The sequence below is a fragment of the Tenacibaculum singaporense genome (assembly GCF_003867015.1).
Taxonomy (GTDB): domain Bacteria; phylum Bacteroidota; class Bacteroidia; order Flavobacteriales; family Flavobacteriaceae; genus Polaribacter; species Polaribacter singaporensis.
This window is the reverse complement of record NZ_CP032548.1, coordinates 2,477,316-2,491,225: the sequence shown is the minus strand read 5'-3', so window position 1 is coordinate 2,491,225 and position 13,910 is coordinate 2,477,316. Positions and strand designations below refer to the sequence as shown.

7 protein-coding genes are annotated in these 13,910 nt (G+C 31.2%); all 7 read left to right on the top strand.

Annotation, left to right across the window (positions count from 1 at the left end):
- Positions 1-3 precede the first annotated feature (3 nt).
- Genes D6T69_RS10980 through D6T69_RS10950 form a run of 7 tightly spaced genes read left to right on the top strand, consistent with a single transcriptional unit; the run spans position 4 to position 13,898 of the window.
- Complete coding sequence (locus tag D6T69_RS10980) at positions 4-1,356, top strand: hypothetical protein (RefSeq protein ID WP_125067774.1); 1,353 nt, start codon at positions 4-6, stop codon at positions 1,354-1,356.
- Positions 1,338-2,684, top strand: coding sequence for a hypothetical protein (locus tag D6T69_RS10975; protein ID WP_125067773.1), 1,347 nt, complete (start codon positions 1,338-1,340; stop codon positions 2,682-2,684). Before D6T69_RS10980 ends, D6T69_RS10975 begins: the two co-directional genes overlap by 19 nt.
- A 6-nt stretch (positions 2,685-2,690) precedes the next feature.
- Positions 2,691-7,661 carry a SprB repeat-containing protein gene (locus tag D6T69_RS10970; RefSeq protein WP_125067772.1) on the top strand — a complete coding sequence of 1,657 codons (4,971 nt, stop codon included), beginning with the start codon at positions 2,691-2,693 and terminating at the stop codon, positions 7,659-7,661.
- Entirely contained in the window at positions 7,661-9,013 is a 1,353-nt protein-coding gene (locus D6T69_RS10965) for a PKD domain-containing protein (RefSeq protein ID WP_125067771.1), read from the top strand. Before D6T69_RS10970 ends, D6T69_RS10965 begins: the two co-directional genes overlap by 1 nt.
- 10 nt (positions 9,014-9,023) lie before the next feature.
- Positions 9,024-12,221 (top strand): fibronectin type III domain-containing protein, encoded by a 3,198-nt coding sequence (locus tag D6T69_RS10960; protein WP_125067770.1) that lies wholly within the window; start codon positions 9,024-9,026, stop codon positions 12,219-12,221.
- A gap of 1 nt (position 12,222) precedes the next feature.
- Entirely contained in the window at positions 12,223-12,672 is a 450-nt protein-coding gene (locus D6T69_RS10955) for a hypothetical protein (RefSeq protein WP_125067769.1), read from the top strand.
- 11 nt (positions 12,673-12,683) lie between these two features.
- A complete protein-coding gene (locus D6T69_RS10950) occupies positions 12,684-13,898 on the top strand; it encodes a hypothetical protein (protein WP_125067768.1) in 1,215 nt (404 codons plus the stop codon).
- Positions 13,899-13,910 lie beyond the last annotated feature (12 nt).

The following is a 13,910-nucleotide window of genomic DNA, read 5'->3' as shown; positions in this document are numbered from 1 at the left end:
CCTATGAAAAGAAAATTACTATTACTTACTTTTTTATTTGCTTCTTGTTTTGGTTTTTCTCAATCTGAATTGTATGTGTTATTAAAAGAACCTCAAAATTTATCATCTGAGGATGGTCATTGTCCTGTAGGAGGAGGTGACTACGGCTTTACTAATATAAGCCATACTCAAAATAAGTATGATATTTCCAATAATGAGGTGAACATTATTTTAAATTATAAAGAGGCTTATAATGATGATCCAAGTGATGGTTGTGGGGGACCTTGTGGACAATATCAAGATTATTGTTCAGGAACAGAAGTAAACACAAAAATAGCTATTTATGAAAGTTTCATAAAAACTTATGAAGGTCCAGATCCTATACTATGTGGATCAGAAAATTGTTTACCTATAAGTTATCATGCCGTTTTGCTGCCTAAAATAACAGTACCTGAAGATAGAAGATGTGAACGAGATGAGTTATTTAAACAATACTCTGACGGACAAGATCATAATGTAACAGGCTTAGTATGGGAGTATTATAGTACTACAGGATGGAAAGAAATACCTAATTATAAAAATAGATTTCCATTAAATGTGAGTTTATTGGATATTTTTGGAACAGGCTGGGGAAGTAAGTTCAATGGTAATTTACAGTTACGATTTAAGTTTACAGCTCCATTTACAAATGAAGTAATTTATTCTTTTAGTACTTATACCATACAATTAACTGAATGCTCTCCAGATTTTGAATCATATTATAACTTAAGTAACACATCATGTTCTTATAAATCAGACGGTAAGATAGACGTAAAGCTAAGTAATAATATAAACTCTACAGAACAATTAGTTGCAACTTTATTTAAAGAAGATAGCAACGGAGATATATTAATAAATCAATACAGTACCAAACAATTAGATTCTACAGACCCAACAGTTTTGGTATTAGAAGATTTAGGAGGAGGTTTTTTTGGTTTTAACTGGCCGAAAGATATTGATGCAGGTAGTTATTATTTTAGGTATCAAGTATTGAATAAAGCAACTACACCGTCTAAGCCAAAAGCAACAGATCCATTTTGGTATACGTTAGTAAAAACGGAACCTTCCTTTACTATTAAAAAAGCAACAAATATCACATTTGAAGCCGAAAGTTTTAGTGATGAAAACTGTGTAAATTCAAAAGATGGGAAGATAAGAGTTTTCAATGTTAATGGAGGAACAGGGCAAGGGTATGAATATGAATTGAATGAAAATAATAATTGGATTCCTTTTAATCTTTCTAACAAAAACATAAAAGAAGTAGTTATAGGAGGATTAGGGAAAGGGACTTATAAAGTAAAAGTAAGAGACAGTAAAAAATGTTTGGCAAAAGAGTAATATTACAACTTATAATTATAGTTTTTTACACTATTACTGCTTTTGGGCAGACACCAGAGTATGCTTATTTAGTTACTACAGAAGTTATTAATAGTTATAATAATTATCCTATCACTGGAGAATTAAACATGAATTCTGATGTTGGTAGAATAGAACAAGTTAAATATCCAGCAACCTCCTCAACTATAGGTAATACTTATTTTGATTTTATAACGATACCACAGGGCTTTTCCGAAGTTTATATTGATGTTAACCAAAATAATTATATGGAATGCGATTACTCACAGCCAAGTGAAACAATACTAAAGAGCGATTTTAATTATGGGATAATTGCAGCAGGTCTTTATATGTCTAATTGTAATTATGTATATAATTTATACCCTCTTCATATCATAGGAACAAACAATGTAGATCCAATATGCCTACTAACAAAAGTAGAATTAACGGGAGGGTATGATTGGGAGTATCTTATAGGAAATAAAGATGATACTGCATTAGAATGGAAAGTTTTATCGAGTGCTACCCCTACAATAAATATTAACATAGGAGATATTTACGATAAAGAGAGCATTATTATAAATGAATTGCCTGTCGATTCGGAAAAAAGAAAAATTCACTTTAGAACAGGGCATAGAGCTAGCGGTAAATATGTAACTCCAATAACTTATACGGTTATAGGTTGTTCACCACCATTTAAAGGGTATTATAACCAAACCAAAACATCATGTTCTTATTTTAAAGATGGTAATATATCTTTAAAAATAGGTAGAGGTATAGATCCCTCAGAGCAGTTAGCAGTCACTTTATTTAAGAAAGATAGCAACAGTGATATACTAGTAAGCCAATACAGTACAAAACAACTTAGTACTACAGATTCAAAAATTATAGTATTGGAAGATTTTGGAGGAGGTGTTTTTGGATTTAAATGGCCAGTAGATATTGATGCAGGTATCTATTATTTTAGATATCAAACTTTGAATGAGGCAGATACTCCACAAAAACCAGATGCTTCAGATTCAGTTTTTTGGGATAAGCTTGTCAAGACCCCTAATTTTACTATCGAGAAAGCAACAAATGTTGATTTTACTGCTAAATGGGTAAATGATGAAAGTTGTTTTGAGGCAGGTGATGGTAAAATTCAAATAGAAGTTACTAGTGGAGAAACAGGAAGGTCATATTTTTACATAGTATATAAAGTGGAAGGAACTACTGAGACTCTAGAAAGAGACTGGACAAGTTTTTCAGGAACCACTACAGTAATAAGTGGGTTGGGAAAAGGTGAGTATAAAATAAAAGTAAAAGACAACGAAGGTTGTTTAGCAAAATAAAGTTGTATGAAAAAAAATAGTTTATTAAATATTGTGAAGGTAAAAAAGCTATTAGTACTAGCTGTGTTTTTATTGTTAGGAATAAATTCTTGGGCACAGGAACCAGATGATAAATTTTTGGAGGTTACTATCGGTGGTCCAACAGCAGAGTTTAAACTTACATTTACTAAAACAGGTGAAATAGAACATAATAACGCTACTACAGGAGTGTTAAACATTAAAGCTGAGGGAGGTACATCTCCATATAAATATTTTTTGTATAAAACAGGAAGTTTAACACCCGTAAGAACAGGAACTATAACTTCTTCAGGAGATAGTGCTGAGGAATCAAACTTGTCTTATGGAACTTATTATGTAGATGTATATGATGCTAAATATTCAGGAACTCCACCTGCATCTACATTTGATAGTGGTAATTGTAATAGTAAAAGAAGTGGAAATGAAATATTGGAAAATCCACCAGTATTAGAGGTAGATGCTTCGGTTAATTCAATAATTAATTGTAAAGGGGAAACAGGTTCTATAAAAGTAAATGTAAAAGGAGGTAAAGAACCGAGTAGTGGAAATTATACTATAGAATTGTTCAAAGATGGTAGTGCAACAGCTTTACAATCAACATTTTTAGTGTATAATGCTAATACGTTTCAAGAGTTGGTTTTTAAGGATTTATATGTAGGTGATTATACAGTTAAAGTTACAGATAAATATATAGATATATCAGAAAGCGAATTCTTATTTGAACCCTCATTAGCTTTACAATTACCTGAAGCAAATATTTCATCTACACCAGTAAAGTGTTTTGGTGGAAATGATGGTACTATTACGGTAACACCAGTTGGGGGGACACCACCATATAAGGTACGCTTAGATGGTAATTTATTAACTAGTGAATTTAATACAAGTAAAAAAATAAACAACTTATCAGCAAAAGCGTATACAATTCAAATAGAAGATAAAAATGGATGTAAAACGCTAGTAACTACCCAAAAAGTAATACAACCAGCAACAGGAATCAGCATACAAAAAGATAATGATGGTAATCCAACTTCTAATGGAGCAAGTAATGGTTTTATCAATATTTCAGTGTCAGGAGGTACTGCCCCGTATTCATATAGATGGTTTAAAGATGGAAGCACAACCGAATTTGCTACTACAAAAGATGTGTCTAATATAGGTGCTGGAACTTATAGTGTAATTGTAACCGATACCAATGGATGTGATAATCAAACACCCTTTTCGGTGATATTAACGGAACCAGCTGAACTAAAAATAGATACTGAGATAACAAACGTTCTGTGTTTTGGAGATTTAACAGGAAGCATTGACGCTAATGTTTCCGGAGGAGCTAGTTCAACATATATATACAAATGGTATAAAAAAAATGGAGCTTCATGGGTTCCAATATCAGGAACAGCTTCTATAATAAATAATTTACCAGCAGGAGAATACAGAGTATATGTAACAGTAGTTTATAGTGGTAATGTTGTGGAAGATGGGTATTCAAAAAGCATAATCATTTCACAGCCTATGGCAGCTTTATCAGTTACAGAAACAATACAAGACGTATCTTGTAAAGGAGGGAATGACGGGGCAATAACTCTAATAATTGAAGGAGGAACGCCAGGAACACAAGGTTACCAATATCACTGGTCAAACGGAGCAATTACAAGAGATTTGTCAGGATTATCAATTGGTTCATATACGGTAACTGTAACGGATGCAAATGACTGTACTTTAGAAAAAACATATGCTATAACTGAACCTTCAGAAAGTTTGAGTGTTTCTTATGTAAGTCATCAAGAGCCATTAGCTTTTGGAAGTGAGGATGGAAGTATCAATATTTCTACATCAGGAGGAACTTTACCGTACTCTTATCAATGGTTTAATGAAGCAGGAAGTGTTGTAGGAACTTTACAAAACATTTCAAATATTGGAGATGGTAATTATAGAGTAGTAGTAACAGATGCTAAAGGATGTACTGATGAGCTATATCAAACACTTACACAGCCTGATAAGCTTATAGGAACTATAAACATTCCAGATGATGGAGAGTTGTATTGTAATGGAGATACTGATGGTAAATTGGAAGTTGCTGTTACGGGAGGAATTTCTCCTTATACATATCATTGGTATGAAGTAGGTAGTAGTGGAGGAAAAGTATTTATTTCCGGCGCTACTAATAATACTATTGGAAGTTTGCCTGCAGGAGATTATGGTGTAGAAATAACAGATAGTAATGGTATAAAGTCGTATAGTGAAGGAACGGTAGTAAATCCAACTAAAGTTGAAATTAGTAATGTTATTGTAAATCACGTTGCTTGTTATGGAGATTCAACAGGAAATATAGATGTTGATGTAATTGGAGGTACAGATACTTATATTTATAAATGGTATAAAGTTGGAAATAGTACTGTAATAGGAACAGAAAAAGGCATATTAAATCTTAGTGCTGGAGAGTATAAAGTAGTAATTACAGATACCAATAACTGTCCAAATCCGCCAATTGAAAGAATAATTATAATAAATCAACCAACTGCACCTTTAACGATAGTTACAGATTCTCAAAAAAACTTAACTGGTTTTGAAACGGCAAACGGAGAAATTAATATTGAAGAAGCATCAGGAGGAACTGCACCTTATGCCTATGAATTAAGAGTAAAAGGAAATACAACAGTTATCAGTAATCTAAGCAATCCAACAGGGCTGGACGCAGCTACTTATGTCATGGCCATTCTTGATGCTAATAACTGTTCAGTAGAAAAAGAATTTACACTTATTCAACCTAACAAATTAGAGCTAAACTTAGCAATTACAAAGCCAATAGCTTGTCACGGAGGAACAGGAACGATTGGTTCAACAGTAATTGGAGGATATGTATTATCAGGTGAAGACTATAATTATCAATGGTATAATAGTAGTGATTTAACAAAAGTTATAGGTACAGAAGCTTCTTTAACAGCTTTAGCAGGAACGTATAGATTGGTAGTCACCGACTCTAACGGAAATACAACTTACAAAGAACAAGAGTTAACAGAAAATCCACCCCTTGTAATCACTTTTACAAAAACAGAAGTAACCTGTTACAATGGTAATGATGGAAGCATTGATATTTCTGTTACAGGAGGTACAGGAGTATATACTTACGAATGGAGCAATGGAGATAAAACAGAAGATGTAAATACATTAACAGAAGGAGTGTATACAGTAGCTGTAAAAGATGAAAATGGATGTGAGTTAAAAGAAACAATAAGCATAACGCAACCAGATGTATATAGGGTATTAGTAACAACTTTTGAAGAACCTTCAGGAGCAGGTTTATCAGATGGAAGTATATCAGTTCAGATTGAAGGAGGCGTAACACCGTTTACATATGAATGGAAAGATCAAGCAACTAATAGTATAAGTAATACTACATCAATAAATAATGTACCTACAGGAAAGTATTATTTAACAGTAGTAGATGCCAAGGGCTGTGAGTTAAATGAAGTTTATAATTTAGATGAACCAGATCCATTAATAGTTGCAATTGAACAAGTAGAAACGATAAAATGTAATGGAGACATATCGGCAGTATTAAAAGCGGTAGCAACAGGTGGTGTTGGAGGAAATAGTTATGTATGGTTTAATGCTGTAACAGGAAATAGTGTCGGAAACTCTCAAGTTATTTATAATTTACCTACAGGAAGATATTTTGTAAAAGTAACCGATTTAAAAGGAATTGAAGATACTAGTGAAGTTTTCACAGTAGTACAGCCTGAGGTACTAGAAGTTGCAGGTGATGTGTCAAACGTAACTTGTTCTGGTAATAATGACGGAGTAATAAGTTTAAATGTTGAAGGAGGAACATCACCATATTCTTATTCATGGAGTTCTGGACAAACAACAGCAGAAATTACTGATGTAGCAGCAGGAAGTTATTTCGTTTTAGTTACAGATGCAAATGATTGTCAAACTACAGGCAGTTTTACAGTAGAAAAAGCAAGCTCATTAACAATTACAGAAACTGTAAAAGATGTTATTTGTTATAACAGTTGTACAGGAGAAATAGACTTAAATATTGAAGGAGGTATTGCTCCATATAGTGTGACATGGAATACTGGACAAAAAGGAAGTAATGTAACTGGATTATGCGCAGGAACGTACATAGTTACAGTTACTGACCAAAAGGGTTGTCAAGCAACAAAAGAAATTTTAGTTAAAAATGCAGAAGAGTTAATATTTGATGTTGTTCCAAGTGAAGTAACCCTTTGTTATGGTGAAACTATAGAGTATGATGTAACTATGGTTGGAACATCTGAATATGAATGGACTTCAACAAATGGTTTTACAAGCAATGAAAGTGTAGTGTTATTGTCAGAAGAAGGGATTTATACATTAACAATTACTACTAAAGATGGTTGTAAAGTCTCAAAAGAAATTATAATACATAAGTCAAATGTAGAGATAGATGCACAATTAATTTTAACCTCTCAAGCATTTGTAGGAGAAGATATAGTACTAATTAACGTGTCTAATCCAATAAGTGAAAAGGTAGAGTGGAATATACCTTCAAATGTAACAATAGTCCAAAAAACGGATGAAGGTCTAGTTTTACGTTTTCCTGCTCCAGGAAATTACGATATATCTCTAATTTCAAATGAAGGAAATTGTAAAAAAGTAGCAACCAAAACAGTGAATGTTTTAAAGGCAAGAGATCTTACAGATATTGGAGAAACGAAGAATCCATTTGTAAAAGAGTTTGTAGTCTATTCAAACCCTAATAAAGGAAAGTTTACTGTTGATGTAGAACTAGAAAAGGAATCAGAAATTTCTTTACGTCTTTTTAGTTTAGGAGCAAACTCTGTAGTAGCCGACAAATTGCTAAAAGGACAAAAAAAATATGAAGTATTGTATGATATGAATGTATCAGCAGGGGTATATGTATTACTATTAGAAACTCCAAAAGCAAAAAGAATACAAAAAGTAATTGTTGAGTAATGAGAAAGAGTTTATTTTTTATAATAACGCTATTAGGTATATGTGCTTGTGTAAATGAAGTAGCCTTACCTGTAATTGTTGACTTTAATACAGAAATAGTTAATCAAGATTATACTGTGCCTGTAAAAGTAAAAATCCTCAATGATACAGAAGGAGCTGATACCTATAAATGGACATTTAAAGGAGGTGAGCCTAGTAGTTCGTCAAGTAAAAATCCTGGTATTATAACCTATAATACAGAAGGAGAATATCTTATCACCTTAGAAGCCTCTAATAGAGATGGTAGTGTAGACGTAAAAACTCAAAAAATTACAGTAAAGCCAACTGTTCTTATTGATTTTGATGTAGAGGTATTAGAAAATAATTACTCACCAGTTGAAGTAAAAATAACTAATAAAACAAAAGGGGCTACAACCTTTGAGTGGTTTTTTCAAGGGGGAATACCAGAGACATCATCAAAAGAATACCCAGAAAACATAACTTTTACAACTCCGGGAGAGCATACGATAAGATTAAAAGTAAGTAATGGAGAGGAAAGTTATACTCAAGAAAAAATAATAGAAGTTGCACCTTATCTAACAGCCGATTTTGAATATTCAGTTGCTTTTAAAGACGATGATTATCAAGTTCCAGTAAAAGTTACATTAACTAATAAAAGTATCAGTGCAACTAATTACAATTGGACGTTTGAAGGCGCTAATATAACAAGTAGCTTAGAAGAAAATCCAGAAATAGAAATTCAAACACCAGGAACTCATACATTACAGCTAAAAGCAAGTAATGGAAAACAAGAGAAAGTATTTTCAAAAACAATAACTGTATATGAAAATACCAACTTAAGAAGTTTAGAAAATGTAAAATTAGGAATTAACACAGCTCATAAAGAGAATGCTATTGGAGCTTTTTTTTCAACCAAAACAAGAAAAGTATATACGAAGAGTGAAGTTACTAATGAGACAGGAAAGGATATAGATCTTGTTTTCTTTGGTTTAAGCGAAACCTTTTCATATAACAAATTTGTGAGCCCAAATCAAGCATCAACAGTTGCTTTTTCATCGATTCCTAATGCTCAAAAGACTCAATTAATAAACAAGCAAGAATCGTGTAATTGTAGTACTCATTTGTCTGTTTCAGAGTTTGATGCAATGGTAAACGATCAGTTATTAGCAGCCTTGGCGGTAGATGAAATCAATGAAGGGTTAAAAGAATTTGATAATACAGTAACGCCAAGAATCATTCCTTTTAAAACTTCAGATAGTCGAAAAGGAGTTATAAAAATAAAGCAGTTTGTGAAAGACGGTACAAACTCATACATAGTAGTTGATATAAAAGTTCAAAAAGAAGCTAAATAAGAAAAAGTATATGAAAATCAATTCAAACGATAGTAATATATTCAAAAAGGTAATGTTGTTGTTTACTGTATTTATAAGTACAGTACTATACTCACAAACGTATCCAGTTCAAGTAACTCCACAATTAATACCACCGTATAGTTTAAAAATATCAGACTATGCTACAACGTCGAGTGAAAAACTGTATATCAATATTTTATTAACCGATGTAAATGAAGTTGGTCGTAGAATACGGTTAAAAATGTATATAGAAGGACAAGGGCTTTCTATAACCTCGCGTGATGTAATTATTGGAGAAACTCCTATATATGTTGATGGAGGGATAAACCTAAGACTGTCTAATTTAGACTTACAACCATACTTTCAGTTAGATAATTTGGTTGGAATTACACCACAACAGTACAATGCACCTTTACCAAATGGAGGATATGATTTTTGTTTTGAAGTGTACGACTATTTTACCAACAGAAAACTATCATCTAAAAGTTGTACTACCGTATACTTATTACAAAATGATCCACCAATTTTAAATTTACCATTTAAAGATAATATTGTAAATGCTACCAATCCACAAAACATATTATTTACTTGGACACCTCGCCATAGTAATGTAAGTAACGTACAATATGAATTTACATTAAAAGAATTGTGGGATCTACAAAATCCGCAAGCTAACTTTTTAGCATCAGTTCCTTTTTATCAAACAAACACCTATACTACAACACTATTAGTAGGACCAGAAGCACCACAGTTACTTTCAGGTAAAATATACGGTTGGCAGGTACGTGCTTTTGTAAGTGATGGAGTAAATGAAACCTCTGTGTTTAAAAATGACGGAAAAAGTGAGATTTTTTGGTTTAAATATTTAGAAGATTGTAAACCACCAAGCTTTGTTATTTCGCAAGCGTTAACAGCAGAATCAGTTCAAGTAAATTGGCAAAGTTCAGAACATTTACGCTATAGAATTCAGTATCGTAAAAAAGGATTTGGAGATGATGATTGGTTTGAAGTAAATAGTTATACCAATGAGAGTAAAATTCGAAATTTAGAAGCAGCTACCATATATGAATTTCGTGTAGGAGGTGAGTGTACTCAGTTATCAGGGTTTGCGTATTCAAATATTCAAGAGTTTACCACGCCAAGTAACGATGAAGCTGCGTATTACAACTGTGGATTAACTCCGCAAATAAACATTACAAACAAAGAACCACTACCAAAATTAGGAATAAACGAAACTTTTACAGCAGGTGATTTCCCAGTAACTACACGTGAGGTAAGTGGAAGTAATGGAACGTTTAGTGGTTGGGGATATATTACCCTACCATTTTTAGAAAACCTGAAAGAAATTATTGATGCAGCCAATATAGCATCTGGTGGAGATATTAATATAGGGAAATACACACGTATTAAAGTAGTATTTGACAATGTTCAAGTAAATAGTAGTTATGAGCTTATTGATGGAGTAGTAGAGACTGATTACGATCCTGAATGGGGAGGAATTATAGATGCTGATGAAGTTATTGAGGATATAAGTGATCTTGTAGATGACATTTTTGCAGAAGACGAACCAGTAGAAGATAATTCAGATACAGCTAGTGATACTACTACAGGAGAAAGCTCAACAACAGGAAATTCAGGTACTGATAATAATTCAACATCAGACACAAATAATTCTGATACGACGGATACTACTAATACTGATACAACGAATCAAGGAGACAATACAAGTACAGGAACAAGTAGTGGTACAGATACAACTAACAATACAGAAAGTGATGCAAATACTACTAATAATTCTTCAAATAATGAAAGTGAAAATGTAGTAATAGAGCATAACGGGAAAAGTTATAAGAATGGAGATACAATAGAGGTTCCTTATTCAAGAGAGCAAACAAATTTTGCTTTTTTACTAAAAAATTACCCTAAAGAAGCAAAAATTAATTGGCAAGTATTAAAGTTAGGGACTGATAACACTTCTGATTTTGCAACAAATGAAACTACCCACGATAATTTGGGTATTAACATGAAAGATATTCATGTGTTAGACATAGTTTCTAACTATAATGAAGAAAAAATAAAGGTAACAATTAAAAGAATAGTTAAAGAATTTGAGTTTTTGGAATTGGTTGCTAAAGAAGATGAAAATAAAAAAAGAGCTGCAAAATCAGGACAAATTCTTTATTTGATTAACGAACCTTCCATCACAAAAGATTCTAAAATAATAGACTATGGAATAAAAATATCACCAAATTTAAATGAAGATATTATTTCTAAAAGTGATATTAAATGGTATTTCAATGATAATTTAGAGACTGAACATCAAGGAAAGAAAACCACATTTAAATGGTTGTATGAAGATACAGAAACTACTACAACAACTGTGAACGGAGGAGTTTCAAATAAAATAGATAAAAGTGTAACCGTTAAATGGGTAAATAAAGATTTTCAAAAATGGAAGTTTAGTTTAGGGAATGAAAACTTTGGTTCAAAAACAATAAAAAAAGCTTTTGAAGCTACAAAATTGATTGAAAAGTATGGAAAAAAATTAGAAAGTCTTTCTTTTATTAAAACTACACCAACATCAAGTCCAGTAGGTATTAATTGGTTTTATGAAATTGTTCCTTTTGAAAGTATTGCTGAGAATAAAGAAGATATTGAGTCTCGTTTATATTATAGAGAAAAGAAAACCAAAGGAGGATTTAAAGTAGGTTTAAAAGGTAAGGTTACTGTATGGAAATGGGGATTACCCATAGATGAGTTGCCTATACCTGATTGGGCAATAAAAAAGGCGAAAGAATATATTACTGCTGAAGTAAAAATTGAGGCTAGTGCCGATGCTTTTGGTGAGGTGAAAGTAGTTAGTGAAGAGAGAAAGTATGTAGAGAGTGATAAGTGGATTGAGTATAAAAAATCAATAGATCCCGCAATAATAGGTTTAAACGTTGCTTTTGGAGCAAAAGGAGAGTTTAGTTTATTAAAAAATAATGATTGGTTTGCTATTAGTGGTTATGCAAGCGGTATAGCAGGAGCTGAACTTTTAAGTATAGGTTATACTAATGGAAATTTTGGAGTCTTTCCACTAAGAAAGGGAGTATATTTAGATTTAAATGCAGGTGCTTATCTAGTTTTTTTAGGTAAAAAATTAGAAACTTCACCTTATTATGAAAGAATTCAGTTAATTGATCCAATAGATTTATATAAAGAATAAGATGAAAGGTCTAAGTTTATTTTTAAGCATACTAGGTTTTTTTGCTGTATTGTCTGCCATTGTTAATGATTTTTATCAAATAAAATTATTTTATGTTGTAAATTTTGAACAATCTTGTTTTATAAAAGATGTATTGATTGTTGAAAAATATTTTAATGTAGATGGAGAACCTACAGACTTGTATCATATTGAAGGATATTTAAAAAGAAACAAAATAAAGAAAACAATAACAGGTTATATGCCTTCTTTAGATAAAGATAAAAATGGTAATTATTTGGTTTGGTATTGTAATCAAGAAGGTAGAAACTTTATATTAAAAAGAAAAAAGAATGAGAAATCTCCATCTATAGTTCTTGGAGGAGTATGGTTTAATCTTACATTAATTATATTGTTTATACCATCACTTCTTTATTATATAGGATTGAAAATATTAGAAAAAAATAAAAAATAAAAAATAAAATAATGAGAAAATTAATAACATCTTTATTATTAACTATAGTAACAATTAGTTATTCGCAATTTAAAAAAGGAGAAGGTATAGCTATTCGTTTTTCAAAAGAAGTAATAGCTACTTATAAAATATACGAAACACCTTTGCGTATAAACCAAGTAGCTTCTCAAAAAGAAATTGATTATTCTACTTATGAAGGTTTAATACAGTCTTTTTTTTCGGCTTCTAATAGAAAATGGGCATTAAGTGAATATTTAGATGGAAGAACTAAAATAGTTAGAGATAAAGAACACTTTGAAGCGGTTAAAAAAAATGATACATCCAAAAATTATATACAAATAGAAACAGTATATGAGTATAATTATAATGGAAGGAATATGGCTTTTCTAAAATACTCATTTATTATGGAGAAGATACCATTTCCTATTATAGGGGTAATTTCCATAGAAAAAGTTAAAGATAGATGGTACATAAGTGATTTATTGAATCAAGAATACATGATAAGTATTTTTTCCAATTTTGAGCCTGCTATTTTGCTAGAGTTATTAAAAGGAAAGTCCGAAGATGACTTCATAAAAGGTTTAATAAAAAAAACAAGAGGGAAAAATAAAGGATTAGATTTTGAAAAGCTAGCGAATATTTATAGAGGATGGTATAAAGTTAAGAAGACAGAAAGTTTATATAAAGTAAAAGATAAGCGACTTATTGTTGAGGGATATAATTATCCAAAAGCGAAACTGAGGCAAACACCAGAAGTTTTTAAAATTAAAACAGAACAAGATTTTATATTAGAGAAATCTTTTTTTTCAGAATATTTACTAAATGATAATAAATTGGTTTCTAATGAGAAAACAAAGAAAAAGTATGAAAGAAAACCAGAGTTTAATTTGATAGACAAAGAAATTACAACATTAATTTCAAAATTTACATTTGAAGATAATAACAATACATACAGTATAATTAAGTATAGTAGAAATAATATTAATAAAGCCATTCTATATAAGAAAGATAGTAATGGTTATGTTGAGATTAATGATAGGTTTACTAACTGGGTAAGTTTATTTGAAAATATTAAGCCACAATTACTTTATGACTTATATGAAAACAACAAACTTATTGAATTAAAAAGAGAGGTTTTAGATAAGAATAAAGTATTGAATTTAGATAAACTGGCACTAGTTATAAAGGAGAATAGATCTTCATTAGCTAAATACTTAGATGAGTAACTACTATAAGTA